Below are 26,180 nucleotides of genomic sequence, written 5' to 3' on the forward strand. Positions count from 1 at the left end.
GTCAGGGGAAGTTGCCTGGCTCGTTCCAGAAGCTCGTGATCAGGCACGCAGACCAATAGCCATCCACCCCGAGGAAATCAGTGCGGGTGACGAATAAACCCCTGCAGACGCGGTCATAGCGAAAATTCTGCAGAGAAATGGATCAATGACGACACGCTTGAGATTCTGTTTAGTGCTGTTGCCAATGTTCGCAGGTTGTAAGTATCTCCCCCACACCGATTACTTTGTCGCACCCGCGAATGAGCCGAATCCGGCCTGGATTCGTGTGGTCAATTTCACCCAGCATGCGGCAATCTACCAGACCGACAACGGTGTGAGGACCGGCGGTGTGGTGCGTACCGGGCCTCTCCCCTTTACCCATACCCAAGACATTGGCATGCCCAAAGCGGGTCAAGAGCTGACCTGGGACTACTACGAGTCAACGATTCGACCGGGCCTGGAAACAACTGTGTATATGACATGGGAGGGCTCGCGTACCAGGACCTGCTTTGTCACAACTCAATTCACACCTGAAGCCGGGCGCTACTATCAGTTCCTCCTCACTTCTGGTTCCAGTGGGAAGTGCACGCTGTCCCCAACCCTGATCGAGCGTGACAAAGAAGGTACGGGCTGGCATCTGGTCCGTAACGAAAATGTAACCTACAAGAATGCTGGGCCAACCGCCGAGACCTTCTACACCAACAGTCAATTCGAAAACCCTGACTACCGGCCACCACCCGAGCTGTACCCCGGCACAGACGTCAGATAGCGGCTACACACAGGCACAGCGACTCAGGTATCCAGATGAAGCCACAACCGTTGCACTTGGTTGCTGATGTGAAAGTACCTTGCGCATACCGCCCCAGCGTCTCGACGATCGTGCTGTTTGGTCTTGAGGTCGCGGGGGAGCACGAGCCGCCGGTATACATGGAGATTCGCTTCGTGGACTACGTCCGCCAGCAGATTGAAGGCGATCATTTGATGATTACGCTGGAGCAGGCTCTGGAATCCGCCGAGCAGGATTACGGGATCAGCAAGGATGATTGGCGCCAGATGAGCGACGCAGAAATTGCCCGTATCCGCTGGTCGTGATCTAACTGTACGGCGGCTGTCAGACAGCTTCCACATGGATCGGAGCCAGGCAAACCCGTGGCGTTGGCCGACAGCAAAATGGGTCGATTGGCAGACAATTACTGAGCGTGCCAAGGCTCAAAGCTGATCTGCTTGATGCCACAGCGTTAGGTGCCGTGGCATTGTCGCAAAGAAACTAATTATTCGGTTTGTTAGCGGGCAGTGGTGCCGAATGAATTTCGTCGAACATAGCGGTTGTCACCGATGCAGCGTAGACGATGTATTTCACGTCATTGGCCTCATCCTTGACTTCATAAATCTCACACAGAAGGCTTCTCTTGTCCTTCGGCAACTCTATGGACGACCAAGAGGCAGGACTCTTGAAGTTAAACTCAGGACCTTTGTAGCTTAATGACCTGATACCAACGACCGTTCTCTTATATTGTTGCCTGTCTGGTCTCTTAGCGTTTTCATAGCTGCCTCTGAACGATCCCAGCGACTCAGAGACCACATCTACACACGCCTTGTCCAGCGCGGTCGCGTAATCAGCAACTGCATAAGTGCCAACGGTTGCATGATTGGCGTAGAATTTTTCACGCGGCGACAGGCGTTCCTCCGGAGCGTTGGAGGCATGGTTTTCACCCTCGAAGTAGTATTCGATATACCCTCGAGAAATATCCACTCGGTCATATTTCTTTCTTTTCTCTACTACCTCGCTGAACGAATACCAGCGTTGCTCAATCCGCTGATGCTCGACCTCTAGCGTGTTCGCTAAAACCTTAACAGACACCGCCGAACCCAACAGGACGAAAGCAATCAGTAGATTTTTCATGGCTAACCTAAAACAGAGATTTTAATTAATTTTGCTTGAAAGGGATGAAATTTTAATTAGCGCCCTTTCACCGCCTGGCCTAACACTGAGGCTATTGCCTCTCCCTCCGTTTCACAGACCAGCATCAGATTTTCCCCCTGCTTACGCTCGGCAAACGCAACCACGAATGCCACCTTGGCGAAGGTACTGTTCACTCAGCCGTGTCACGGCCGGTACAGCGGGAATGCTTCCATCAGCGGCGGGATCTCCTGCCCCATCGCTGTTGCGCTCTCGGTGGGATCGTTCGGTTTTGGGATGGTCCGGGCGAAGTGAAAAATTATGGTCTGGCCAGTGGTGCCATCGGTGTAGTACTTGAAGTAACTAATCTCCGAAAACTGCCCGTCCTTACGGACTGAATCGGGGTAGTACATCATCGCGTAGTCGATCCCGGTTCTATTTTTTGTCAGCAGGACTGCCGGCATGTTCGGGTTTTCCTGCTGATGCAGCTGGATGGCACGTTTGGCCAGGTCGAGGGGCTTGAAGCGGTTCAGCTCGCGAGGCACGACAGTAAAGTCGACCATCTCGGTCCAGGCATCCATGCTTTCGTCTTCAGGGAAATATTCCCACAGCCCTTGCTTCTGGAACTTGAGGACAAACGTCTTCCCACCGAACTGCACCGATTTGGTTTCGGCGATCGAGGGGCTGGCCTTGGTAGCGGTGAGCGGCGTGGAGCAGCCGGAAAGCAGGAGCAAGGTCGATAGCACAAGCAATAGGGCTTTCATTTCAATCCTTGAAAAAAGTGCATCAGGCAATTTTGTACGCAGCTAACAATAGCTCAAGGCAACGCCGAATACTTGCTCTATCTAGCGGGCCAGGAAGTCACGTTGCCTACCGCTCCCTTTCCAAACTCCCCCGCGCCGCCTCCCTCAACATCTCCCCCGCCAACACCCGAAACCTCTGCGTCAGCACGTTCTCAGGCCGGTCGGACGACAGCAGCAAATACGTATAAAAGCGCAACTCAGGCTCGAAAGGCCGGATGTCGATATCGGTATGCAAGTACTCGTTTGCCACCAGCGGGCTGACCACACTGACGCCCAGCCCAAGCCCGACCAGTGAGCAGACAGTGGCGGCATGGGTCGCATCCATGTTCAGCACGCGCGGGTCTTCTTCGGCGAACAGCCGGTCGAGCCGCGTGCGCGAGCCGTCGGTGTGCGACAGCGAGATGAATTCCTCGCCTTTCAAATCTGCCGGTGTCACCACCTCCAAGGCACCAAGCCGATGCCCTTTAGGAAAAATGCACACGCCAGGCACATCACAGATGATTTCCGACTGCACACCGGCCATGTCCTCGGCCACGTAGGACACCAGGCATACATCGCAGAAACGGGTCGCCGCCCAGTGCGCGACGTTGGGCGAATCATTGGTGTGGATCGATATATGCACGTGGGGGTTCTGCTGGCGAAAGCGCTGGATGATCGCCGGCAGCAGGCCGTGGGTCAGCGACGGCACAGCGCCGATGCGCAAGCGCCCGGTGCCGCCGCGCTTGAGGTGCTGGGCGGAGTTTTCCAGGCTGTGCAGGCCGATGAAGGCACGCTCGACGTCGGCGAAGAACTGCGCGCCTTCATCGGTTGGCACCAATCGCGCGCCCACCCGCTCAAACAATTTGAAGCCGTTGGCCCGTTCGAGCTGCGCGATCAGGCGGCTGACGTTCGGCTGCGAGGTGTGCAACGCCTGCGCCGCCGCCGTCATGGAGCCGCTGACCATCACCGCGCGGAAGGTTTCGATCTGCTTGAAGTTAATGGCCATATCATTTCTGCATGACTGGTTGATGGATTGTCATTTGATTGCATGACCCGAAGATTTTATAACTAGATCTACATCGACGTCTGCCCCGATGCAGCGCGATGCCAACCGAGCGCATACCCGCAACAACAAAAACAAAACCGGTGCTCAAGCTTCATTTCAGCTCTGCCCTTGTACTCATCGTTTCGCCGCACGCCAGTGGGGCGATGCAGCCCGGTAATCAGGAGGCATCATGTCGTTCTCGTATAAAAAACTAAGCGCTGCACTGGCCCTTTCGTGCGTGTCCATGGCGGCGGTGTCCACCGCACAGGCCGTCGACTTGCCGGCCGTTCCTGCAGCTATCAAAGAGGCAGGCCAGCTGCGAGCTGGCGTGCGTTGCGACCAGCCGCCTTATGGCTATCAAGACAACAAGGGCGACTTTGCCGGCGTCGAAGTAGAGATGGCAAAGCAGGTGTCACTGTGGGCCCTGGGCTCCAAGGACAAGGTCAGCTTTACCTGCGTGACTGCCGAAAACCGAGTGCCGCAACTGCTCGGGCGCAAGGTCGACTTCCTCATCGCCACCCTCGGCGTGACCCCGGAGCGTCAGCGCGTGATCGACTTCACCACGCCCTACCGCTGGGGGGCGAGTGACGTGGTGGTGAAGAAGGACAGCCCGGCACAGAAGATCGCCGACCTCAAGGGCAAGACCCTCGCCACGCTCAAGGGCTCGGTGCAGGCCAAGTGGTTCGAAGACCACATGCCCGACGTGAAAACCCTGCGCATGAACAGCGCCGCCGATGCCCTGCAAGCCTTCCGCCAAGGCCGCGCCGATGCCTACACCCACGACGCCGCAACGCTGGTGGTGGTGGCCGACAACGACAAGGACGCGCGCCTGATCGGCGAACCGTTCCAGATCTCCGACGCGGCCATCGGTGTGCGCAAGAACGAAGAGCAGTGGCGCGACTTCCTCAGCGCGGCGGTGCTGCGCATGCGTGAAGAGCACCTGTACCGCGGCTGGGTAGAGCAGTTCGTACCGAAGAATATCCAGGGCTATTACATCAGTGTGTTCGAGCAGGCTAAACCTGCCGAATCGCTCTGATCGGCCGCGATCATGGATTTCGACATCAATTACTTGATAGCGCAGTGGCCTGCGCTGCTCGACGGCGTGTTGATGACGCTGAAGATCACCGCGCTGGCCATCTTCTTTTCAATGCTGATCGGTGTGCTGGGTGGCGCGGTGCGGGTGATGAAAGTGCCAGTGCTGTCGCAGGCCGTGGTGCTGTACGTAGAGTTGATCCGCAATACGCCGATCCTGGTGCAGTTGTTCTTCATCTTCTACGGTCTGCCGGCCATTGGCTTAGGGTTGTCGCTGTTCTGGTCGGGGGTGGTGTGCCTGTCACTGTGGGCTGGGGCTTATCAGATCGAGAACATCCGCGGCGGCCTGGCCACCGTGGAGCGCGGCATGCGCGAGGCGAGCCTGGCACTCAGCCTCAAGCCGGCGCAGTACTTTGCCCTGATCGCCCTGCCGATCGCATTTCGCACCAGCCTGCCGGCGATGCTCAACACCGCGATCTCGCTGCTGAAGAACTCTTCGTACCTGCAGGCCATCGGCCTGGCGGAATTGACCTTCGTCGCGGTGGACCGCATCGCCACGGACTTTCGCGCCATCGAGATGTTCACGGCCATCTGCGTCATGTACCTGGTGCTGGTCGGCGTGCTCGCGCTTTTGACCGCGCGCCTTTCCGCCCACTTACAACGCCCTTTCCGGCAGTGAGGCGAGCATGAACTTCATCTTCGAAAACTGGAGCTTCGTCTTAAAAGGGTTGTTGATGACCCTGCAGCTGGCGCTGGTGGTGCTGTTGTTCACCACGCTGATCTCGGCCGTGCTCGGCGTACTGGCCACGGTCAAGAACCGCGTGCTGTGGTGGACGATTCATGCCTATGTGGAGCTGTTCCGCTCCATTCCGCTGATCGTCAACGTGTTCTTCATCTTCTTCGGCGCGCCGATGTTCGGCGTCGATCTAAGCCCGTTTGCCGCGGTCACCGTCGGCCTGACCTTGTGGGGCAGCGCCAACGGTATCGAGATCGTGCGGGGCGGGTTGGAGTCGGTGTCCCGACACCAGTGGAAAAGCGCCTGGGCCTTGGGCCTGCGCCCCTGGCAGATCTACCTGCACGTGATCGTGCCGCAGTCGATGAAAGCCATTCTGCCGGCCTATACCGGGCTGCTGACGATCCTCGTGCAAGCGACGTCGCTGGGCGCCCTGGTCGGCGTAGGCGAATTCCTCAAGGTCGGCCAGATCATCATCGAACGGGAAACCGTAATGACCGGCGTCAGCCCGGCCTTCTCGGTCTACGCCGTGGTGTTGCTGGTGTACTTCGTCATCTGCTCGGCACTGACCTGGCTTAGCCGTTATCTCGAACGTCGTCTGGGTCGCCCGGCGGTACGTACTTCTATTGGAGAGGTTCCAACATGCAAGAATCCAAAGTCAGTCGGCGTCTGAAAGAAAGCACCGCGCCGGAAGTCAACGAGTACATCTATCGCCCGCGCCTGGAAGGCTTCGCAAGCGGTTTCGCCAACCTGGGCAACGTCAACAAGGCGCACATCCTGATGCTTGCCGAACAGGGGCTGATTCGCGGCGAACATGCCAGTGCGCTGGCCAAGGGTGTGCTGGACATGGAGCAGGCCGGGCCGGATGCGGTCGAGCTGGACCCGTCCCGCGAAGACGCCTACTTCAACTACGAAGCGCACCTGATCGAACAGATCGGCGCCGACATCGGCGGGCGCCTGCACACCGGTCGCAGCCGCAACGACATACTCGCCACACTCGACCGCCTGCGCTGCCGCGAGTTGTTGATGGACCTGATCGATGAACTGGTGACCGTGCGCGCCACGGCCCTGCGCTGCGCCGCGATGTACGCCGAAGTGGTGATGCCCGGCTACACCCACCTGCAACCGGCGCAACCGATCACCTACGGCTACTACCTGAGCGCGGTGGAACAGGCGCTGGAGCGCGACAGCAAGCGCCTGATCCAGACTCTGGAGTCGATGAACCAGTGTCCACTCGGCGCAGCCGCTTTCGCCGGCACGCCGTTCGACATCGACCGCGCACGCACCGCCGAGCTGCTCGGCTTCGACGGCTACCTGGACAACGCGCTGGACGCCATCGGCTCACGCGACTTCCTGCTCGAAAGCCTGTCGCACCTGAGCCACCTGGCGGTGTTCTGGAGCCGCGTCGCGCAGGACTACTTCGTCTGGAGCACCCATGAGTTCAACCTCATCGACTTCCCCGACAGCGTCGCCGCCACCTCCAGCATCATGCCGCAAAAGAAAAACCCCACCGTGCTCGAGTACCTCAAGGGCCGCAGTGGGCACATCGTCGGCCTGCTGATGGGCGCCAGCGTGAGCATCAAGGGCACCAACTTCTCCCACACCGGTGATGGCAACCGCGAAGGCACCCGTGGCTTCTGGGAAGCCGCCGAAGAAACCCTACGCTGCCTGAAACTGCTCGACCTGGTGCTGCGCACCGCAACGCCCAACATCGACCTGGCGGTACGCCGCGCCGGTGAAGACTTCTCCACCGCCACCGGCCTTGCCGACCTGATGGTGCGCGAAGTCGACCTGTCGTTCCGCGAAGCCCACCATGTGGTCGGCGGCGTGGTTCGCATGGCCATGGACCAGGGCCTGCCGGCCAACCAGATCACCACGCAGATGGTCGATGCCTGCGCTCTCGAACAACTCGGCCACGCCCTCAACCTGCCCGAGCAGAAAGTCCGTGATTGCCTCGACCCGGTCAGCAACGTGCAAGGCCGCAGCTCCGCAGGCGGCCCCTCGCTCGGCTCACTCAAGCCAAGCCTGGCACGTGCCAGCGAGCGCCTGAGCGCCGAGCGCATTGCCAACCAGCAGCGCCGCGAGCGCCTCAGCGCGGCCGACCTCAACCTGCAAACCCTGACCCGGGCACAGGCGGGCGTATGAGCACGATCCTGACGGTTCGCGACCTGCACAAAAGCTTCGGCGCGCACGAGGTGGTCAAGGGCGTGGACATGGACGTTCGCCAAGGTGAAGTGGTGGTCATCATCGGCCCCAGCGGCTCGGGCAAGTCGACCTTCATCCGCTGCCTGAACAGCCTGGAAGAGCCGACCCTCGGTACCGTGGTAATCGCCAATGGCGACTCGGCCAATGCCGGTGACCGCAAGGCTTTGGCCAGGCTGCGCGAAGAGGTGGGCATGGTGTTTCAGGACTACACCCTGTTCCCGCACATGAGCGTGCTGGCGAACATGATGCTCGCCCCGGTCAAGCTCAAGCGCTCGAGCAAGCAAGAAGCCCAGGCTCACGCCCTCGCCCTGCTCGACCGCGTTGGCCTGCGGCACAAGGCCGAGCACTACCCGGCGGAGCTGTCCGGCGGCCAGCAACAGCGGGTGGCGATCGTGCGGGCTCTTGCGATGAAACCCAAGCTGATGCTGTTCGACGAGCCCACCTCCGCGCTCGATCCGGAGACCGTAGGTGACGTGCTGAACGTGATGAAAGGCCTCGCGGCCGAGGGCATGACCATGATCGTCGTCACTCACGAGATGGGCTTCGCACGTGAGGTGGCCGACCGCGTGGTGTTCTTCGACGGCGGCAAGATCATCGAAATGGGCCCGCCATCGGAAATCTTCAGCGCACCGAAGGAGCCTCGCACCCGGCAGTTTCTGGAAAGCGTCCTGCACTGACTTCAACATCCTCTTCCACACCCGGCGTGCCCGCCTCCACCGGGACGGCGCGCCTGTGCTCCGGCAAGGAGTTTCAAATGAGTCAAGCGACCGGCAAAGCCCTGGATCCACTGGGCGCACAGACCATGATCCAGATGGAGAACGTCAACAAATGGTATGGCGAGTTCCAGGTACTGAAGAACATCAACCTCAGCGTACGCCAGGGTGAACGCATCGTGCTGTGCGGCCCGTCTGGCTCGGGCAAATCGACGACCATTCGCTGCCTGAACCGCCTCGAAGAACACCAGCAAGGCCGCATCGTCGTCGACGGCACCGAGCTGACCAATGATGCCAAACAAATCGAAACCATCCGCCGCGAAGTCGGCATGGTGTTCCAGCACTTCAACCTGTTCCCGCACCTGACCATCCTGCAGAACTGCACCCTCGCCCCGATGTGGGCGCGCAAGATGCCGCGCAAGGAGGCGGAGGCGGTGGCGATGCATTACCTGGAACGGGTGCGCATTCCCGAACAGGCGCATAAATACCCCGGCCAGCTTTCAGGCGGCCAGCAACAGCGCGTCGCGATTGCCCGGGCGTTGTGCATGAAGCCAAAGATCATGCTGTTTGACGAACCCACCTCGGCGCTGGACCCGGAGATGGTCAAGGAAGTGCTGCAGACCATGGTCGACCTGGCCGAAGACGGCATGACCATGGTGTGCGTGACGCATGAGATGGGCTTTGCCCGGACGGTGGCGCACCGGGTGGTATTTATGGATCAGGGGGAGATTGTTGAGGAGGCTACGCCCAGGGAGTTTTTTGAGAATCCGCAGAGTGAGCGGAGTCGGTTGTTTTTGAGTCAGGTGCTGCACTGATCAGCAGTGCAGCACCTCGTGTTGAGCCGGGGTGGCTGTCATCGACCCCGCGTGCGCGGTAACCACTTCACTTTTGCGGCGCTCCACGCTGCACCATTGCTCGCCATTCCTGCACGCTGGGGCGTTCCTGCATGCGCGTGTGCCACTCACGCAGAACCCTGCATTCCTCGGGCACCGCACCCGTTTGATTTGAAGGTGCCAGGCTATCTGCAGAGAGCATTTCTCAGTTCAGATCAATGTTGGCGGCGGAGCATGGGTGAGCGCGTCGTCCCGGCATATCGCGCGACGATCCGCACCGGATCGCCGGCCATGACCTCGACTTTTGCTTCGTAGCTTTGCAGGTATCGATACCTGCCCCTGTGAGAGCACCACGACGGGTTCCGGCGCTCAGGGTATGGCCTCAAGCACACAGATCACAAGATATGGCCATGTTTGACAATGCGCGTATTGACGTCAGACGTACCGCCGGGCTGAACGCCCTGTAATCTCATATCAGTGCTGTGCCGCGGCTATATTTCGGGCTCTCACCCACGCCACGAATCATTTCCAGCAACGCCCTCACCCGCAGCGGCAGATTTCCGGCCGGGTAAACCGCATGCATCTGTGGGCTCTCGCCGCTGCTGGAGGTGAGTTTGTAGTCAGGGCAAACCCGCACCAAGCGCCCCGCTTCCACTTCGGGCTCAGCCATCCAATCCGCCAAGCGGGCGATCCCGACGCCCGCCAAGGCTGCCTGGAAGACCGCCAGACCAGAACTAAAACGAAATTTGGGATGAACCCGAAAGCTGATGGCTTGCCCCTCGCTGCGAAAATTCCACTCTTTGAGAATCCGCGGCGCCGTATGCAGGATCAGCGAATGCGACTCCAGCGCCTCGATAGAGTCGGGCACGCCTTTGCGCTCCAGGTACCCGGGGGCGGCATACAGATGGCGTGAGTAACTCCAGAGCGCGAAACCGATCAAGTCGCTGGATTGTGGAAATGCCCCGCGGATCGAGAAGTCCAGTTTGCTCTTGGCCGGGTCGATGATTTCATCGGTGAAAATCACATCGATGTTGACGTCTGGATAACGCTCGCAATATTGCGCGATCAACCTAGGCAATACCCCATGTCCAAGTACCTCGGGGGCGGAAAAACGGATCCAGCCGGAGGCCAGGCCGCTGAGACCGGCCAGGTCTTCATCCACCTCGCGTTGCAGTTCGAGCATTTTGTAGGCGTGGGGTAACAAGCACTCACCCGCCTCGGTCAGGCTCACGGTATTGGACGAGCGATTGAACAACTTGAGTCCGACACTTTCCTCTAGGGCCTGAATGGCGCGGGTCAGTGCACTAGGGGAACGCCCCAAGGCCCGCGCCGCGGCGACGAAGCTGCGCTTGCGAGCTACTGCCGCAAAGGCTTCAAGTTCCGCCAACATGTTCAATGCCACGCTCCACCTCATTGCACTTTTCACAATGCGGCATTGCAACACAGAAAAAGCCCTTCCGTTAACCTTCCCGTCAGCCCAGGTCAGCATGTCCTCTGGTTGCAGCGATTTGCGCCCCCCACCTAGATAGTCAGAGCCTTAGTTCATGGTCGATATTGTCATCCTTTGCGTGTTCGCTTTCGCTGCCGGCCTGATCGATGCGGCGGTGGGCGGCGGCGGACTGATCCAGATACCCGCACTGTTCAACGTACTACCCAGCGCTCAACCGGCAGCGCTGCTGGGTACCAACAAGGTCGCGGCCGCCTGCGGTACAGCATTCGCGGCTCGCTCCTTCATACGCAAGGTGGTGATCGACTGGGGGCTTGTGATCCCTGCGGCCTGTGCGGCCTTTGTCATGGCGTTCTTCGGCGCCGCCACGGTATCGTTCGTACCGCAGTCAGTGATGCGGCCGGCAGTGCTGGTGCTGATTGTGCTGATGGCGATCTACACCTTCTGGAAAAAAGACTTCGGCGCCCTGCATAAACCGATGCGCATCGGTAACAGGGAAAAACTGCTGGCGATCGTCATCGGCGGCGCCATCGGTTTTTACGATGGCCTGTTCGGTCCGGGCACTGGCAGCTTCCTGATCTTTTTGTTTATCCGCTGCTTCGCCTTCGACTTTCTGCACGCCTCGGCATCGGCGAAACTCGTGAACATCGCTACCAATATCGCGGCCCTGATGTTCTTCATTCCGACGGGTAACGTGCTCTACCTGGTCGCGATCCCCATGGCTGCGTTCAACATTCTCGGAGCGCTCACTGGCACTTGGTTGGCGGTCCATAAAGGCGTGCCCTTTGTCCGCACGCTGTTCTTGGTGTTGTTGGTGATTCTGATCAGCAAACTGTCTTACGACCTGTTCTTGTAGAGCTCAGGCGCGAGGCGACTTTTTACCGCGTCATGGGTTCCGCACTCGCGAATACTTGAAAGCAACGTGTCCAGATCTGTAGGCATAAGACGGACTCCTGTCCGGTGGAGTTGGAAGGCGCTAGCACTTCAACTTGCTGCCCCGCGCTTTTATAAGCCTCCTTCGAGACGCTGATACTGTCATTTTTACCTAGCAAAACTGACAGATGACTGGCCGACGGATCCGTGAGTCGGCCTCGAAACGAGGAATTACAGAAACAACAAAGCCCGCACGAGGCGGGCTTTTGTTGGGTATTTGCTTAGACAGTGTGGACTTCTGGGAACTGATGTCAGGTGCGGAGACAGGAGTCGAATCGGGTACCTCCAGACCAGTAAAATCGGGCAGCCATATGATGCAATGCCACAACTGTATACCTAGACATATACCTAAACCGAAAAGTACCCCGGGGCGTCGTGGTTAGCGGCGAACACGAACACGCCCTCCTAAGAGGGCTTGGTCTTACGCTTTCTTTGGCGGCGGCGGAGGCGGTGGCGGCGGTACGCGCCGTGGAAGATCCACATCACTTTTGATGTTTCTCATCGGGGGGGGCGGCGGCGGCGGCGGCTTTTGGTTGGACATGAAGTTTTCCTATGGGTTGGTTGATATGTAGATCGGCAGGAAGGAAATCAGCGACCAAATCACAGCGTAGATAACGTTCCTCGACAAACCGTCAAGCTCGTTGCTCCGTCGATCGTTATTGGTAGCATTTCTCGTCGCTCCCATGACGTAGTAGTCCATCATGATCTGCATGAAGAAGCTGTTCGCCTGCTCAACGCTCCCATCGTAGTAATCGATGAGCGTCTTCCGGTGAGCCTCAAGCTTTTCGGCAACCGGTATGGCTAAGTCATCGAAACGGACGCGCCAAGCCCAGGCGAAATGCCACATCGCTCTGACAACGAAAACGCCTGCCCCTAGGTACAGAATCCAGAAATAGATTCCCGCGGTCGTTTCTGTCGGCGGAGCTTTGGGAAGTAGGTAGGAGAGGAAGCTCAAGAGGGCTACGATCAGCGCGAGTGGCAGATTCAGCCTGGAGATTAATTTCTCCTTACGGTCAGCCTCAGCGAGGTAGATCTTCTCGTACAGCTTGTACTCTTCATCATCGGACCTCATGTCACAGTTGCTCCCTCCAAACTCAATGGCTTATGGCCATCATCCTTCCTAAGCAGCCCCATGCCAAGAGCCTCTAACATGACGATGCTTGGGGGGTCGTGTATAGCCATTGTATAAGCGATGCCCAAGGGGTCGCGTATAGCCGGGTACCACTCTCCCGAAACGGTGGGGTGGCTCTCACCACCCGCTAACCGCGTCGGTCTACCATAGGGGCAGCCGGTCATCTCAACCTCGGGCGTTTCGCCCAGGCTCATCCTCAGCTACACGAAAGCGCCAGTAGCGGTCAGGTTTAACCCAGACCACATTGTCAGGGGTAAGCTTGCGAAATGCAGCGAGGATAGCTTTGCCGAGAACCTGGTTGCCATCCGCATTATCAATCAGAAGCTCCTCATGCCTCGCTCTGACGATGTAATCAACAACATCGTCTTGGTAGACGCAAGCGTCACGCTCGATTTCGGCAAGCATCCACTGTGCAACCACCTCAGCGTCCACTATTTCGCCTCTAGAGTTGTGCTTTCCAAAGAGTCAGTCTTAAAGCGACCGCTTTCGAGCTTTTTCCCTGCGAACCACTGGCAGACGTAGTAGTCGCTGTTGAATTCCTTCGCCTGAACAGTCATAGCAGGCCCACCTGACTTCAATTTTACGATGTCGCCAACCGCGAACTTATCTTCTGTAGCCATGATTTCCATTCCTCGTAATCAGGGGGCATCCCTGTAACTGGCATATGGGGACTGGCCAATTGATTTAAAGCGGCCACTACACTTAAGCATGGACATTGGGCGCCTTATCCTGATAATCCATATAGGGCAGGTCGCTAAAATAGTCAGGTTTTGTCAGGTTCTGGACCGCCCGGTTTTCCCTTGACAAGCACGCGCGGATATCCTTGACGGCCTCCGCTCCCACAGCTCCGCCATAGACAGCGCCAGCCCTTGTACAGCAAGGCTTACAGCCGATCATGCTCAAGCGCCAGCAGCCCAATCCGTCAAGAAGGGTCAAGAATTTCTGTCCAGGATGGTCAAGGGCCAGTCAAGATTGGCGCCATTCTGGACGGGCATTCGCTCGAGGCTCGACCCTACCGACCCGCAACCCGTTCCCGGCGTGCTCCCCAGCCCGGCAGGCCACCTTCTGGCTCCGCGAATCCGTCCAGAGCCTGTCCAGAATAGGCGGCCGACAACATTTGACGAGGCGTAGGCATGTTAATGCAACGGACAGAGCTGTAGCCCAGGCCTGCTGAGGGATTCATCGATTGAGCCGCCAGGCGGCCTGTCTGACTTCGTGTAATGCCTGTCTAATATTTTCGCGGATTCTTGACGGCAATCAGACCGAAGCATGCTCGGCACCCGGCTGAATGCTCAACAGCGGCAGGCTTCGCCGCAATCTTGCCCATCCGCTACTGCCGCTCGATCCGCCTAGGGCCTGCCTAGAATCCGCCAGGGGTCTGTCGGGGGTGAGTGACGGCCAGGGCCTCTACTTTGACGGCCTCCAGCACCGGCCAAGCCTCAGGCGCCCGCCCGCAGGCGCCACGGCCATCAGCCTGGCCCGTACTTCGTCAAAGCGTGGTTAAAGTAGCGCCCAGCACCACCAGCAATATGAGACAGCGCCGACCACCAGCTTTACCGGCATGGCCTGGCGTATGGCCTTAAACGCCCGGGCCATGCTGGTTCCGTCTCATGCCTGTCTCACATTCGGTAAAGGCCCGGTAAAGCTTGTTGATGCTTTACGCTTGCGCGGCGATCTTCCGCTTGGAGTTCGTTTGGAAACGGTTGCCTGAAATCGGGGACTGATAAATATCCTCATCCAGGAATCTTAGCAACGCCTTAAGACTCTTCTTGTCCCCCGGGAAGACGAGCTTCATTTGTCCGGCCTCATCATAAACACCGATATCAATATCAAACCCGGCAGCTGCAATACGCAGTTCCTGTGGCGTGCAAGCGTCGAGAATACCTTCCTGATTAATGAAGGTGACCTTCTTGCGTATCCAGTTATCAATGTTGGCATCAAGCCAACTGGAATCAAAGCCATGGAACTTATCAAGATTAAAGAAATTCTCTAACTCTTCCTTAGTACTTTCATGATAATAGGCATCCATATCGAAAAGCCGTCGAGCATTGTGAAGGCTAACGAATCGAAGTTCGGTAGGCGAATTCTCAGCAACACCTTGAGTGAGTATTGCGGTTGGCTTGTTGTCCAAGGCGATACCTATCCCATCTAGTCGACGGAAGGTATTCTTGTCATAAAAAATTGAAAACTTTCCTGTGGCTATTGCTTGACGCTTATCGAAAGCTTGGACGACTACTGTCGTAGATCCATTCTCAGTGAAGCCTCCAAACAGCCCTTTGATTACACCCAGCCCCTGCTCTGAGGGCTGCCAAATGTCTGCGTTTTCTGGCTCCCGTACAGTGGCGATCAGGCCGTCCAGATCATCGAATCCATCTATCAGAAGTACCTCATCGTCATCAGGGCGGTAGCGCGCATCAAAGGCAACGTCGGTTTTGTTGCTAATGAATGCTTGAGCCTGTCGGCGAAGCTCCTTGTCGATATCGGTTTGAAGCTCGCCACTCGTAACAACTCTAAGGATACGCGGCGTTGTTTCTAGCAAAACAAAAAGATCCATCCATTGGCCCCTATGAAGATTCAAGCACTGTGTGCGATGTTATGTAACTTACCTTTACAATATCTGCTGGCTTACTTATGACCCTCTTTGTAATAAGCAGAAGGTTCCCGCCATTATTTAGCTGAACCTCATAGAATTTATACCCGCAAATTGCCAGCACCGGATTCGCGTAAAAGGACTTGGACACCCAAATGAAAACAAAAAACATAATTGCAAAAAAGGCGAAAGTGAGAGGTTCAAGAAAGTACTTCCCACCACCTAACACCGGCAGCATGTACGCCACAAAGTATCCCGAAATCTCTTTGTCGGCAGGCTTTATCGAAACGGCCGTGACGGTCGTTTTGTTGAGCTTTGCGGCTGAAGATATAATTATCTGATGACAAGTCGCACAGAGCGACAACGAACAAAATAGTACAAACAATGACCATAGCTTCTGGTCATTGCTTTGATAAAGCAAGAATGAGAGCGTTAAACCGATTGGCGCAATCGTTGTCAGTACGAGCGCGAATTTCATGAGGATGCTAAGCATAATCAGCCCTTCCACCGCCGTGCGTGAGTTCGCCAGCGGCTCTGTTGGATAGAGCTAGCATAGTAAAGCCTTTTACTGTATATCCATACAGCATAGAGCTGTCCCTCGCCCCTTTCGTACCAATACTGTTGCCTGCCAAGGACAGATGTCAAATTGCCACGCAGAACCACCGCACTGACCAAACGCCGTAATCCGGCCTGCTCATAGCACAGCTGCTGACCATGACCTGCACGAATTCCACCCTCCTAGCGACACTCGTCTTACACGGTGGAAACTGACAAACCTGAGATTGGATCAGCAGGCGCTGGGCGGTGAGCATTGTGGTTTTCATGTGGTCATCGCGGCGGGCTCACTGGCAGGCTCCAATACCGTGGAAACCAAAGTGGAAACCAAGACCTGGCAACCTCAACATTTCTCAACAGGCATGCCGCCCGGATAGCGGTCACGAGCCTGATGCTCACCCCGCCTGTGCACACTGACGGTGCTCATGCCATAGTGCGGATAAATCACAGGCGGCCATGTCGGGTAGGCTGCCCCAGGCTCGATGGAGAAAACCATGTTCGCAGGAGCTACAGCTGGTGAGGTTTATGAGAAAACCTTTGAGCTGCTGTCTGAGGAGAATGACCGAGGCGCGGTGCTGCTCAGCGGAGTGATAACAGACGGAATTCTGGATGAGATGATCAAATCGCGCCTCATAGGTTTGCCCTCAGCTCGCGTGGGCAAGCTCCGATTCCAGTACGCAGCCAAGATCGACATGGCGTTCTCGCTAGGCATGATTTCATTAGAAATGCTGACGCTGCTTCATAGTCTGCGTGACGCGAGGAATACCTTTGCCCATAAGATTGTGAACAGTCTCGATGACGCTGCTATCTCTAAAGCGATCAAATCGGTTTTCGATGCGGTGCCGAGCCTATACGACGGGTTCATGAGCAGCTGGATTGCCAACCTTCAGAGCACTTTACGGGGTGTGGGCATTGTCGACGAAACGCTGATTGCTAGCGTATCCCCTGGCGCCCGGGCCCGATTTAACAACTATCTAGCCTTAGTTGCAGCTCGACTTCATGAAGCCTCAGCCAAAGTCGAGAAGCTCAGTTTCTCTGGAATCTAGTTGGCTCAACTTGCATCAACTGGAGCGGAAGGTTCGCGCATAGGGGGTTGCGAACCTGAGTGCGAACCACCGGTGCGAACTGGCCCAGCACCGAAATGAGTAGCGACAGCGCGTAGCCGATCATGGTGCTGAGCAACCAATTGCCGCATATCAGCACACCTCATTTTTTGTAGGCACGGGTGTTGAATGGACACAACCCAATGGATCTCCTTATTCGAACGAGCTTTTTGCGGGATGAGCAAAAGACTTGAGCAAGTGCTGCAATTGAGCAGTTGTCGCGAGCACTGGATTCAGGCCGAAGTAAGCCTTCACGCCTGGTTTGAAGACGGCATCGAAATCTGGACTGACCATCCGATAGGCGACAGGCGTAAAGCGGATCTGTATGCAGTGGATGACAGCGGCATAGCCAACATGGTCGCTGAAATAAAGTGCCTGGGAGATGTGTCACAAACGAAGTGCCTTGAAGGCCCGTGGTCAGTACAGGCCGATGTGAAGCGGCTGAACTCCTTCGAATGTCCTACAAAGCTGTTCGTTCTTGTGATAGCCAAGGGTGAAAGGGAGACAAATACCGGGCGGAGGCTTCGCACTGACCAGTGGGTGGACGGACACGAATGCGTCAACGTGGATTTGGGGTTTGCCCTGGTTCGGATGTGGGGTCTGTGATTTTTCGGTGAAGTAGCGCCCGCAGCGTTACTAGGGGTGGCCTTCCAAGGTCGCCGGCACCCGCCAGGCAGTGTCCGTTAGCGAAGCCAGAGGGAGCATCACCTTGATGCCCCCCTTGCCCTCACGGCCCATGGGCTGGTGAACCTGCGTGCGTACCAGCAGCGCGTACCTGGCTGCGTACCTCGGCAGGGTCACGCATTCCGACTACGTGACGATCGTGCGTGAACCGCTGCGCGAATTACGCCCGGCACTGCCTGCTGGAGCTACCCATTTCATGGATACCAGAGTGGATACCTGCCTATTCCGCTGCATGCAAGGGACCTAACCTGACGCTAACGAGGGCTCCCCAGACAGTCTCACATACTCCAAACGTTCTCTTCCCGCCTACTGTTCATATTCGGCATTCAAATGCACCCAAATGTCATGTAGTTCGTCTTCATAGGTATCACCAAACGCAGCGCGCGATGACGCAAGGCTAGCAATCTCCTCAAGGCGCTCTAGTCCTTGTCCCGCGGCTTGGCAGCCTCGCATTTGGGGTCTGACAAGGGCGTAACGGTGCGCGCCATAGGTACGTTTTCTCGTCGAACCGGTGTATGCCTAGACTGATACGGGTGATTCGAGCCTTTGGCAACCTTTACACTTGAAAAGTGACACCCAAAGTGCAACAGCTGTAGGAAGACACCCTAACTGATACAGGTTGCACCATGTTCATCCGCGCTTACCTCCGAGCCTCTACCGACGAGCAAGATGCCAGCCGAGCCCGGACCTCCTTGGAGAAGTTCGCCAGCGATCACAACAAGACCATCGCCTGTGACTACTTGGAGAACGCCAGCGGTGCCGCCGCAGATAGGCCGGAGCTGCTGCGCCTGCTTAAGGACGCCCGCAAGGGTGACGTGCTGCTTGTCGAATCCATAGACCGCCTTTCCCGCCTCCCAGCCGATGAGTGGGCCAAGCTCAAGGCTGCGATCGACGCCAAGGGCCTGCGCATCGTCGCGCTCGACCTGCCGACCAGTCACCAGGGTATGCTCGACACGAAGGGCGACGAGTTTACTCACCGGATGCTGGCCGCAATCAACTCAATGCTGGTGGACATGATGGCTGCGATCGCACGGAAGGATTACGAGCAGCGCCGGGAGCGCCAGGCCCAGGGTATCCAGAAGGCCAAGGCCGCCGGCAAGTACCAAGGGCGACCGGTGGACGCGGATCTGCACAGGAGGGTGAAGGAATTGCTGAACGCAGGGCTCGGCATCCGCGCGACAGCGCGACACGCTGATTGCTCAACAACTACTGTCCTTAGAATCAGAGACACCGCGCTTTAATTTGGAGGTAGGCTCGCCCCGATCTGCTGCTCCATCTCTTGAGCCTGGCGTAAGGCCGCATCACTGAAGCTTTTGCCCGTGAGGAGAGTATCAATGGCCTTGAACAACAGAGTGTCAAATTTGTAGCTGAGCCACTGATATCTCGAATGTGTCAGGAGGTTAAACTCATTCATGAGCTCAGGACCAAAGGCAGAGGCAATAAGCCTTTTGATATTGTCATCTTGATGCCAGGCAAGCTTTTCAGGGTTCTCAGCTCCTTGCTTTATCAGGTAAATCGAGCGACCTAGGACAGAGCGGTAGGTGACATAGAGCGCCCAGGTGTACTCCCCCAAGTGCGGCCGAAAAAGCTGCACCTCCTCGAAGCCAGCTTGGAAATAATCGTACTCACTGATACCCGCAAGCTTGTTGGAGTACTTTCGCATCTGGGGGTTGGTGTAAAAGCCTTGCATCTCCTTATCCGTGAAGATGTCGGTTATCGTGACTTCGCCAGGAAACGCGGCGCGCGACCTAATCACACCTAGCCATAGCGCATCTACAGCTTCGATTTTCTTAGCAATGGTCGCTTTTTGGACCTCGGAGAACGAGGCGGACGCGATCCTAAGTTTTTCTGCCTGACGGTCTAGCTCTGACTTGAGCGATGTGAGCTGAGCATCGCCTTGGGCTTTCAAGTCCGCCCTAAGCTTTTCAAGTCGATCATCATATTCGTGCCTGATGCTAGCCTTCAGCCTTTCGCCGATCCAGCTTCTAGCCAGCCATGCAAGCGCAGCGAGTAGAGCGGCACTCACCCCGGCGGAGCTGATGATGGTCAGAGCCAAGCTCTTTAGCGTATCCATACCTTTCCTTGATGTCAGTGCCACGGTTACGAAAAAGCCCCGGCAGGCACTTACCTGAACGGGGCTTTTAAATGCCTGTATCGATCATCTAGGACTCGTCATGCAGCCTGGGAAATTGACGACGATATCTAAAATCGCTAGAGACCTTGATTTACACGGTGTCCCGGGGTTGAGAAAGGTTGGTTAAGCTGAGAGAAAACTCTCTCCATTTGCTGTCACCCTGCTGTCATGCTCGAGAAATTGGAGAGCTTGATTTAGCCTAACCACTTGATTTTACTGGTGCCGGGGACAGGAATCGAACCTGCGACCTTCGCGTTACGAGTGCGCTGCTCTACCGACTGAGCTACACCGGCGTTTTGCGAACGTATCATTACCTGCGATGCTTAGGCAAACCGCCCCTGCCAGCAATCGCCCAACCGCAAATCACTGCGTTTGGCCGCGCCGTTCAGGTCGAACGACCGGAGCCAATATCACCCCGCCTTGCACCCGCTGGGGCCAAGTCCTTTTCAATATCGGTAACACACTCACTTCTCCTCACTGCGTTCCCGTGCCCGTGGCGATGCCGGCTTCGACGCTGCCCTCTTCGCTTTGGCTGCCGCAGGGCTTTTCCCTCGTTTTGGTCCGGCCACCACGTTGGAGCCGGCCAGCGGAGTGCCGATGACTGCTGCAACGGGCGTATCTTTGGCAGTCATCACCATACCCATCCGCACGCCAAACAGACGCAACACGGATTCCAACGTGCTGAGTTTGGAATTCGACTTCCCGCTCTCCAGTTCGTACAGGCTTTTTGTGGACATCCTGCACATGGCTGCGAAGGTCTCTTGGTCAAGCCCGGTGACTTCGAGCCTCAGACGGTGGATCGATGCCCCGCCGCGTTGCGCTGGACACCACATTGCCGATTACGCAGTTGCGGCGAGTTAGCATCATACAAATGCAATCGGCATGATACGGGCCAGCGCACCATCTCCATCCGCCAAATCAGCAACAGCCGCCAACGTCACCCCGCCTTACACCCCGAAGGCGCCAAATCCTCTTCAATACCGGTACTACAAACCCACCCCGCCGCCGACCGGCTCAGGGTAATCACCTTGCCCACCACATTCCCCGGCGCTTCCACCAGCGTGCAGGCAATACTCCCTACCCCGGTAGCCGCAGCGCCACTGGCAGCAATTGCACAATGCGCAGTAGTCGCCTGTCCACCGAGCGCAGCCACATCGGGCACGTCCTTGCCTTCGTTCAGGCGCAAATCCATCGCGGTCTTCAGCGCAGATATCTCCAGCAACCCGGCCGCGGCCTTGGTACGAGCCTGGTGATTGGTGTACATCGGTACGGCGATGGTGGCGAGGATGCCGATGATTGCGACGACGATCATCAGTTCGATCAGGGTGATGCCTTGTTGGGCTTTCATGAACGCGTTTCCTTGTTGATTCGGCTGAGCCTTCATCCACTGTGGACGTCAGCCTTTCAGGCGCGCAGTAGGCCTCAACAGACACCTTTTGTCACCCCTGCTCGGCTGGACGTCATGTTCGCTGAACTACTCTAGTGAGCATCTTCACAACCCGCCCATGGATGGGCGCGGCAAGCTGTTACCGGGCTTGTCGCATCAGCCGCAAGGAGCTGTGCATGAGTACCACATCGCGTATTTACACCTGGGAGGGCACCGACCGCAGCGGTGCCCGGGTCAGCGGCCAGTGCGAGGGGCGCAGCCCGGCGTGGGTGCGGGCTGGGCTGTTGCGGCAGGGCATCAGCATTGCGCGGCTGCGGCCGGTGGGGTGCTGGCAGCTGAGTTGGCCGCAGCGGCGGGGTAAGCCGGATGCGGCGGGCTTCAGTCGGCAGTTGGCGACGCTGCTGAAGGCGGGGGTGCCGTTGTTGCAGGCGTTTGAGGTGATGGGGCGCAGTGGTGGCGACGAGGGCCTGGGGCGGTTGCTGGTGAAATTGCAGCAGGATGTGGCAGCGGGGTTAGGATTGGCGGATGCGTTGCAGCGCCAGCCGCTTTGGTTTGATCGGCTGTACTGCAACCTGGTGCGGGTGGGTGAGCAGTCGGGCAAGCTGGATGGGCAGCTGGAGGAGCTGGCGAACATGCTTGAGCAGCGTCAGGCGCTGCAGCGGCGGGTGCGCAAGGCGATGATTTATCCGCTGCTGCTGTTACTGACGGGGCTGGGGGTTTCGGCGCTGCTGCTGCTGGAGGTGGTGCCGCGCTTTCAGGGGTTGTTTGCCGGTTTTGACAAGAGCTTGCCGGCGTTCACCCAGTGGGTGCTGGACTTGTCCACAGGGCTGGCGCGGCATGCACCTTGGCTGGGGGCATTGATGGTGTTATCCACAGTGGCGCTGCGTTGGCTGTATCGGCACAACGCTGTGGCGCGCTTGTGGATATCTTTGCGGGTACTTGAGGTGCCGGTGCTGGGGCGGTTGCTGGCGCAGGCGGCACTGGCGCGTTTTGCCCGCAGTTTGGGCACAGCGTACACAGCGGGGGTGCCATTGCTGGATGCGTTGGCGACAGTGGCGTCGGTCAGTGGTGGCGTGGTGCATGAGCAGGCGATCCTGCGTTTGCGTCAGGGCATGGCCAATGGGCTGGGGTTGCATCAGGCGATGAGTGCGGATCGGTTGTTTGCGCCGTTGTTGGTGCAGCTTGCGGCCATCGGCGAATCCAGTGGCACGCTGGACCAGATGCTGGGCAAGGCCGCCAGTCATTATGAAGAGCAGGTGAGCCAGGCGCTGGATCAGTTGACCGGCCTGCTCGAGCCGGCCATCGTGCTGATCCTCGGGGTACTGGTCGGTGGTTTGGTGGTGGCGATGTATCTACCGATTTTCCAGTTGGGTAGTTTGGTCTGAATATGAATCTGTGGACGCTTTTGACCGCACAGCCGGTTTATTTCACCTGTTTGGCGACACTGCTGGGCTTGCTGGTGGGCAGCTTCATCAATGTGTTGGTGCACCGTTTGCCGATCATGCTGGAACGGCAGTGGCAGCGTGAAGCGCAGGAGGTGCTGGAGTTGCCGGTCGCCGAACATGGGCGGTTTGATCTGGCGCTGCCGGCTTCGCATTGCCCGCACTGTGGGCATCGGATCCGGGCTTGGGAGAATATTCCTGTGCTCAGTTACCTGCTGCTGCGGGGACAATGCGCGGGCTGCAAGGGCGCGATCAGCAGGCGTTACCCGCTGGTGGAGCTGGCCTGCGCCGGGCTGTCGCTGGTGGTGGCATGGCACTACGGGCCTGGGCTGCAGGCGCTGTCTGCGCTGTTACTGACCTGGTGCCTGCTGGCATTGAGCTTGATCGACAGCCAGCATCAGTTGCTGCCCGATGTGCTGGTGCTGCCGATGCTGTGGATCGGTTTGATGCTCAATGCCACGGGTATGTTCGTGCCGTTGCCGGACGCGCTGTGGGGCGCGGTGATGGGCTACCTGAGCCTGTGGACGGTGTTCTGGCTATTCAAGCTGGTGACCGGCAAGGACGGCATGGGCTATGGCGACTTCAAGCTGCTGGCGTTGTTCGGCGCCTGGGGTGGCTGGCAGGTGCTGCCGTTGACGCTGCTGTTGTCATCGCTGGTGGGGGCGTTGATCGGCCTGTGTTTGCTGCGTTGGCGTAACGCTTCGCTGGGCACGGCGATGCCGTTTGGTCCGTATCTGGCAATTGCGGGGTGGATTGCTGTGCTCTGGGGTGATGAAATGTACGCCTCTTACCTGCAACTGCTTGGAATCTGATGACCACTGCGGCGTTTTCCCCTTGGATCCTGGGCCTGACCGGCGGCATCGGCAGTGGCAAGAGCGCTGCGGCCGAGCGTTTTGTCGAGCTGGGTGTGCACCTGGTCGACGCTGATCAGGCTGCGCGCTGGGTGGTCGAGCCTGGGCGGCCAGCGTTGGCCAGCATCGTCGAGCGCTTTGGCGCGGGCGTGCTGCAAGGCGATGGCCAGCTCGATCGAGCGGCACTGCGCCAGCTGATTTTTGCCGACCCTGAACAGCGGCGCTGGCTTGAAGCGTTGCTGCACCCGTTGATCGGGCAGGAGATCTTCAGCTACCTGGCCAAGGCCGAGTCGCCCTATGCGGTGTATGTTTCGCCGCTGTTGATCGAGTCGGGGCAGTATCGCAAGACCCAGCGCGTGCTGGTGATCGATGTGCCGCAGGCGCTACAAGTGCAGCGTACATTGCAGCGCGACGGCACCAGCCCTGAGCAGGTGCAGGCGATTCTGGCGGCTCAGGCGACCCGCGAGGAGCGTTTGCGGCATGCCGACGATGTGCTGGTGAATGATCGCGATGTGCCTTGGCTGCACGAGCAGATCGACCAGTTGCACCACTTTTACCTGACTTTACGAGGAGGCCAGCCATGAGCCAGCCGTTGTCCGTTGATTGCCCAACCTGTGGCGCACCTGTGGAATGGACCGAGGCCAGCGTCAACCGGCCGTTTTGCTCCGACCGCTGTAAATTGATCGACCTTGGCGCCTGGGCGGCTGAGGAACACAAGATTGCCGGCGCGCCGGAATCGGAAGATGAGTTGTATTCGGCTGATCTGGAGCCGCGTCACTGAGTCCATGCCTGGGTGATGGGCCTCAGCGCTCGTCATCCTTCCACGGCGCCTGCAGGTAGCGGGTGCGGTTGAAGGTCTCCAGCCATTCCGGGCAGAACACCACCAGCGCACTGATGACCATGCCGTTGATAAAGGCTTCGGGAAACATCATCAGCCACAGGTAACCGACAAAGTCCGTCAGCCACTCGGGCATGGCGAACAGGCCATCGACCCAGAGCAGGCCCAGCGCAGCCGTGAGGCACAGCAGGGCTGACAGCGCAGCGGCGAAAAAGCCTGAAAATATATAGATGAACAGGTTACGCGGCTGCGCCCGCTCGACCAGGATCGCGCAGGTTTCGGTAACCAGCACCGGCAGGCCGACGATCAGCAGGCCGTTGATGCCGAGCGCGGCCCAATCCTGCCGGCCGAGCGACAACAGCCCGAGTTGAGCGATGAAGCCGGCGATGATCGCCAACGGCCAGTCGAGCAGCAGGGTTACGGCAGTCATGCCGATGAAGTGGTAGGAGACGCCGGTGTCGAAGTCGCGACGAACCAGCCATAACGCAAACAAGGCGAATATCGCGCCGAACAGCAGGTGTTGGCGGCGACGATCGCTGCACAGTTCGATCCAGCTGCTGCGCGATATGGCCCAGAGCAGCAGTGGCAGGTAGGCCAGCCAGCCGAGGGTGAGGCTGGTGGTGGACAGGACCTGTGCGCTGATCACGTTTGATGTCTCCTGTGTTGACTATCCATTCTTCCAAACCTGGCGCGCTCGGCGTAGGAGCGGCCTTGTGTCGCGAAAGGGCTGCGCAGCGGCCCCACATTTTCAGCTTCGCCGCTGATATCGCCAGGCCAGCTTCGCTGGCCTTTCGCGACACAAGGCCGCTCCTACGGGACCGCGTTGACCTGGAGGTTGGCTGATTTTCATCGGTAAACAACATCTTACCTTCACAGATTAGCGGCTAAGCTTGAGCCATGGATGACTCAGATTACCTGCGCCTGCTTACTATCCAGGCCGAACAAGCCAATGCCTTTCTGTCCAATGCCCGCAAATGGGAACGCGAGCGTTGGGTCTGCCAGCGCCTACTGCAGGGGCTGAACATTCCCTACCGCAACGAAGACTTCACCCCCGCCGGGCAGGAGCCGCCGGACGTGCTGTTTCGCGACGCGGCATTCGAGGTATTTTTCGTGCTCGATGAGGGTCGGCGGCTGAATGACGAGTGGCGCGAAGAGCTGCAACGGCGGCGCAGTGCGTTCTCGCTGAGCCAGCTGGTACGCCGCGAAGCCCGGCCCAGACGCATCAGCGCGCAGGAATTGCTGCTGCGCCTGGCTCCAACCTTGCGCAAGAAAGCCCACAATTACCGCGAGCGCGGCCTGGAGTTGAACGAGCTGGATATAATCGCTTTTGCCAGCCTCAAGCGTGAAGTGCTCGACCTGAACAGCCATTTCCCGCCGCCGACCGAATACCTGCGCCAGGGCTGGCGGTCGTTGTCGCTGGTCGGACCAACCTTTGCCCGGGTGCTGTTCGCCCACCCGGACGCGCCGGATTTTCTGCGCGGTAACCTGGGACGCAGTATCGTTTTCGATGTCGGGATCAGTCTTTGATCCACTGCCGAAAGTCTTTGCAGCGGCGTACACTCGGCGGCATAGACAGAAAGTATTATCATTCGTCGCTGCCTGGTGCACGAACCCTGTAGCGTTCGTGCAGTCTCAAGCGTCTATCTGACGAGGCCCACCATGACCAGCCGCCTGAATCCTGAAGATCAGCGTCGCGTCGATGAGTATCTCAAAGCCCCTCAGCACCAAGTCGAGCGCAGGCCTTTTCGGCCATGGCTGCTCCTGGCGCTGGTGGTGGCAGTGACCATCGGTCTGGGCCTCTTGAGTCGTTTGTTGAGTGGACTGGTGCTATGAGCTGCGTTGCGCTCGCCCTCCCCTCGGCC

30 protein-coding genes, 1 tRNA gene and 2 pseudogenes are annotated in these 26,180 nt (G+C 58.1%); 19 read left to right on the top strand and 14 right to left on the bottom strand.

The features are described 5' to 3' along the window. Positions 1-145: 145 nt before the first annotated feature. The gene (locus ACIOAU_RS22500; RefSeq protein WP_401184717.1) at positions 146-748 is read left to right on the top strand and encodes a hypothetical protein; all 603 of its coding nucleotides are present in this window, start codon (positions 146-148) and stop codon (positions 746-748) included. A gap of 35 nt (positions 749-783) precedes the next feature. Continuing rightward, positions 784-1,071, top strand: coding sequence for a hypothetical protein (locus tag ACIOAU_RS22505; protein WP_401184720.1), 288 nt, complete (start codon positions 784-786; stop codon positions 1,069-1,071). A gap of 175 nt (positions 1,072-1,246) precedes the next feature. Here the strand turns inward: ACIOAU_RS22505 and ACIOAU_RS22510 are convergent, their stop codons facing one another. The 3 genes from ACIOAU_RS22510 to ACIOAU_RS22520 all read right to left on the bottom strand — a co-directional run bounded on the left by ACIOAU_RS22510 (position 1,247) and on the right by ACIOAU_RS22520 (position 3,667). Beyond that, positions 1,247-1,882: a hypothetical protein gene (locus ACIOAU_RS22510; RefSeq protein ID WP_401184723.1), complete on the bottom strand. Its 636-nt coding sequence runs from the start codon at positions 1,880-1,882 to the stop codon at positions 1,247-1,249. A 203-nt stretch (positions 1,883-2,085) separates the two neighbouring features. Beyond that, the gene (locus ACIOAU_RS22515) at positions 2,086-2,643 is read right to left on the bottom strand and encodes a hypothetical protein (RefSeq protein ID WP_150569990.1); all 558 of its coding nucleotides are present in this window, start codon (positions 2,641-2,643) and stop codon (positions 2,086-2,088) included. Positions 2,644-2,749: 106 nt separating this feature from the next. Further along, on the bottom strand, positions 2,750-3,667 hold the full coding sequence (locus tag ACIOAU_RS22520) for a LysR substrate-binding domain-containing protein (protein ID WP_318181725.1): 918 nt from the start codon (positions 3,665-3,667) through the stop codon (positions 2,750-2,752). Positions 3,668-3,896: 229 nt separating this feature from the next. Between ACIOAU_RS22520 and ACIOAU_RS22525 the strand changes: the two genes are divergently transcribed. The 6 genes from ACIOAU_RS22525 to ACIOAU_RS22550 all read left to right on the top strand — a co-directional run bounded on the left by ACIOAU_RS22525 (position 3,897) and on the right by ACIOAU_RS22550 (position 9,204). After that, entirely contained in the window at positions 3,897-4,742 is an 846-nt protein-coding gene (locus ACIOAU_RS22525; RefSeq protein ID WP_220633047.1) for a transporter substrate-binding domain-containing protein, read from the top strand. A gap of 12 nt (positions 4,743-4,754) precedes the next feature. Next, a complete protein-coding gene (locus tag ACIOAU_RS22530; protein ID WP_401184727.1) occupies positions 4,755-5,417 on the top strand; it encodes an amino acid ABC transporter permease in 663 nt (220 codons plus the stop codon). Positions 5,418-5,424: 7 nt separating this feature from the next. Next, positions 5,425-6,144: an amino acid ABC transporter permease gene (locus ACIOAU_RS22535; RefSeq protein WP_150569989.1), complete on the top strand. Its 720-nt coding sequence runs from the start codon at positions 5,425-5,427 to the stop codon at positions 6,142-6,144. Continuing rightward, positions 6,114-7,616 (top strand): argininosuccinate lyase, encoded by a 1,503-nt coding sequence (argH, locus tag ACIOAU_RS22540; RefSeq protein WP_101316294.1) that lies wholly within the window; start codon positions 6,114-6,116, stop codon positions 7,614-7,616. Before ACIOAU_RS22535 ends, argH begins: the two co-directional genes overlap by 31 nt. Next, positions 7,613-8,353 (top strand): amino acid ABC transporter ATP-binding protein, encoded by a 741-nt coding sequence (locus tag ACIOAU_RS22545; protein ID WP_312387393.1) that lies wholly within the window; start codon positions 7,613-7,615, stop codon positions 8,351-8,353. Before argH ends, ACIOAU_RS22545 begins: the two co-directional genes overlap by 4 nt. Before the next feature lie 77 nt (positions 8,354-8,430). Then, positions 8,431-9,204 carry an amino acid ABC transporter ATP-binding protein gene (locus ACIOAU_RS22550; RefSeq protein WP_259077638.1) on the top strand — a complete coding sequence of 258 codons (774 nt, stop codon included), beginning with the start codon at positions 8,431-8,433 and terminating at the stop codon, positions 9,202-9,204. A gap of 67 nt (positions 9,205-9,271) precedes the next feature. Here the strand turns inward: ACIOAU_RS22550 and ACIOAU_RS22555 are convergent. Both ACIOAU_RS22555 and ACIOAU_RS22560 read right to left on the bottom strand, forming a co-directional pair. Then, a pseudogene (locus tag ACIOAU_RS22555) lies at positions 9,272-9,379 on the bottom strand (glutathione S-transferase); the annotation flags it as partial. 312 nt (positions 9,380-9,691) lie between these two features. Then, positions 9,692-10,624, bottom strand: coding sequence for a LysR substrate-binding domain-containing protein (locus tag ACIOAU_RS22560; protein ID WP_312387390.1), 933 nt, complete (start codon positions 10,622-10,624; stop codon positions 9,692-9,694). 142 nt (positions 10,625-10,766) lie between these two features. Between ACIOAU_RS22560 and ACIOAU_RS22565 the strand changes: the two genes are divergently transcribed. After that, positions 10,767-11,525, top strand: coding sequence for a sulfite exporter TauE/SafE family protein (locus ACIOAU_RS22565; RefSeq protein WP_401184733.1), 759 nt, complete (start codon positions 10,767-10,769; stop codon positions 11,523-11,525). Between the two features lie 627 nt (positions 11,526-12,152). On the opposite strand, the gene ACIOAU_RS22570 is transcribed toward ACIOAU_RS22565, so the two are convergent. The 4 genes from ACIOAU_RS22570 to ACIOAU_RS22585 all read right to left on the bottom strand — a co-directional run bounded on the left by ACIOAU_RS22570 (position 12,153) and on the right by ACIOAU_RS22585 (position 15,288). Then, positions 12,153-12,674, bottom strand: coding sequence for a hypothetical protein (locus tag ACIOAU_RS22570; RefSeq protein WP_264361695.1), 522 nt, complete (start codon positions 12,672-12,674; stop codon positions 12,153-12,155). Positions 12,675-12,899: 225 nt separating this feature from the next. Continuing rightward, a complete protein-coding gene (locus ACIOAU_RS22575) occupies positions 12,900-13,166 on the bottom strand; it encodes a DUF6953 family protein (RefSeq protein WP_101316280.1) in 267 nt (88 codons plus the stop codon). After that, positions 13,166-13,354, bottom strand: coding sequence for a YodC family protein (locus ACIOAU_RS22580; RefSeq protein WP_101322935.1), 189 nt, complete (start codon positions 13,352-13,354; stop codon positions 13,166-13,168). Before ACIOAU_RS22580 ends, ACIOAU_RS22575 begins: the two co-directional genes overlap by 1 nt. A 1,037-nt stretch (positions 13,355-14,391) precedes the next feature. Further along, positions 14,392-15,288, bottom strand: coding sequence for a hypothetical protein (locus tag ACIOAU_RS22585; protein WP_401184738.1), 897 nt, complete (start codon positions 15,286-15,288; stop codon positions 14,392-14,394). Between the two features lie 191 nt (positions 15,289-15,479). On the opposite strand from ACIOAU_RS22585, the gene ACIOAU_RS22590 reads away from it, so the two are divergent. The 4 genes from ACIOAU_RS22590 to ACIOAU_RS22605 all read left to right on the top strand — a co-directional run bounded on the left by ACIOAU_RS22590 (position 15,480) and on the right by ACIOAU_RS22605 (position 18,907). Further along, entirely contained in the window at positions 15,480-15,665 is a 186-nt protein-coding gene (locus ACIOAU_RS22590; protein ID WP_157831728.1) for a hypothetical protein, read from the top strand. A gap of 708 nt (positions 15,666-16,373) precedes the next feature. Then, on the top strand, positions 16,374-16,925 hold the full coding sequence (locus ACIOAU_RS22595) for a hypothetical protein (RefSeq protein WP_401184741.1): 552 nt from the start codon (positions 16,374-16,376) through the stop codon (positions 16,923-16,925). A gap of 186 nt (positions 16,926-17,111) precedes the next feature. Further along, positions 17,112-17,588, top strand: coding sequence for a hypothetical protein (locus ACIOAU_RS22600; RefSeq protein ID WP_101316272.1), 477 nt, complete (start codon positions 17,112-17,114; stop codon positions 17,586-17,588). A 704-nt stretch (positions 17,589-18,292) separates the two neighbouring features. Beyond that, the gene (locus ACIOAU_RS22605) at positions 18,293-18,907 is read left to right on the top strand and encodes a recombinase family protein (RefSeq protein ID WP_401184744.1); all 615 of its coding nucleotides are present in this window, start codon (positions 18,293-18,295) and stop codon (positions 18,905-18,907) included. Here the strand turns inward: ACIOAU_RS22605 and ACIOAU_RS22610 are convergent. The 4 genes and pseudogenes from ACIOAU_RS22610 to ACIOAU_RS22625 all read right to left on the bottom strand — a co-directional run bounded on the left by ACIOAU_RS22610 (position 18,904) and on the right by ACIOAU_RS22625 (position 21,148). Next, positions 18,904-19,740 (bottom strand): hypothetical protein, encoded by an 837-nt coding sequence (locus ACIOAU_RS22610; protein WP_101316268.1) that lies wholly within the window; start codon positions 19,738-19,740, stop codon positions 18,904-18,906. The genes ACIOAU_RS22605 and ACIOAU_RS22610 overlap by 4 nt on opposite strands. A gap of 277 nt (positions 19,741-20,017) precedes the next feature. Next, a tRNA-Thr gene (locus tag ACIOAU_RS22615) sits at positions 20,018-20,093 on the bottom strand. 171 nt (positions 20,094-20,264) lie between these two features. Continuing rightward, positions 20,265-20,609: pseudogene (locus ACIOAU_RS22620) on the bottom strand (helix-turn-helix domain-containing protein); the annotation flags it as partial. A gap of 128 nt (positions 20,610-20,737) precedes the next feature. Continuing rightward, a complete protein-coding gene (locus ACIOAU_RS22625) occupies positions 20,738-21,148 on the bottom strand; it encodes a pilin (protein ID WP_150569983.1) in 411 nt (136 codons plus the stop codon). A 215-nt stretch (positions 21,149-21,363) separates the two neighbouring features. On the opposite strand from ACIOAU_RS22625, the gene ACIOAU_RS22630 reads away from it, so the two are divergent. The 4 genes from ACIOAU_RS22630 to yacG are packed head-to-tail and all read left to right on the top strand — an operon-like array spanning position 21,364 to position 24,261. Next, positions 21,364-22,572: a type II secretion system F family protein gene (locus ACIOAU_RS22630; RefSeq protein ID WP_401184747.1), complete on the top strand. Its 1,209-nt coding sequence runs from the start codon at positions 21,364-21,366 to the stop codon at positions 22,570-22,572. Positions 22,573-22,574: 2 nt separating this feature from the next. Continuing rightward, the gene (locus ACIOAU_RS22635) at positions 22,575-23,441 is read left to right on the top strand and encodes an A24 family peptidase (RefSeq protein ID WP_150569981.1); all 867 of its coding nucleotides are present in this window, start codon (positions 22,575-22,577) and stop codon (positions 23,439-23,441) included. After that, positions 23,441-24,064 (top strand): dephospho-CoA kinase, encoded by a 624-nt coding sequence (coaE, locus tag ACIOAU_RS22640; RefSeq protein WP_101316258.1) that lies wholly within the window; start codon positions 23,441-23,443, stop codon positions 24,062-24,064. The genes ACIOAU_RS22635 and coaE overlap by 1 nt, the downstream gene beginning before the upstream one ends. Then, entirely contained in the window at positions 24,061-24,261 is a 201-nt protein-coding gene (gene yacG, locus ACIOAU_RS22645; protein WP_101316256.1) for a DNA gyrase inhibitor YacG, read from the top strand. The genes coaE and yacG overlap by 4 nt, the downstream gene beginning before the upstream one ends. Before the next feature lie 22 nt (positions 24,262-24,283). Here the strand turns inward: yacG and ACIOAU_RS22650 are convergent, their stop codons facing one another. Beyond that, complete coding sequence (locus ACIOAU_RS22650) at positions 24,284-24,964, bottom strand: energy-coupling factor ABC transporter permease (RefSeq protein ID WP_150572779.1); 681 nt, start codon at positions 24,962-24,964, stop codon at positions 24,284-24,286. Positions 24,965-25,215: 251 nt separating this feature from the next. Between ACIOAU_RS22650 and ACIOAU_RS22655 the strand changes: the two genes are divergently transcribed. Together ACIOAU_RS22655 and ACIOAU_RS22660 are read left to right on the top strand one after the other, a co-directional pair. Then, the gene (locus ACIOAU_RS22655; RefSeq protein WP_101316252.1) at positions 25,216-25,845 is read left to right on the top strand and encodes a DUF1780 domain-containing protein; all 630 of its coding nucleotides are present in this window, start codon (positions 25,216-25,218) and stop codon (positions 25,843-25,845) included. A 132-nt stretch (positions 25,846-25,977) separates the two neighbouring features. Beyond that, positions 25,978-26,151, top strand: a complete 174-nt coding sequence (locus ACIOAU_RS22660) for a DUF3094 family protein (protein WP_101316250.1) — start codon at positions 25,978-25,980, stop codon at positions 26,149-26,151. Positions 26,152-26,180 lie beyond the last annotated feature (29 nt).

It is taken from the genome of Pseudomonas sp. NPDC088322, from assembly GCF_044740745.1.
Taxonomy (GTDB): Bacteria; Pseudomonadota; Gammaproteobacteria; order Pseudomonadales; family Pseudomonadaceae; genus Aquipseudomonas; species Aquipseudomonas shirazensis.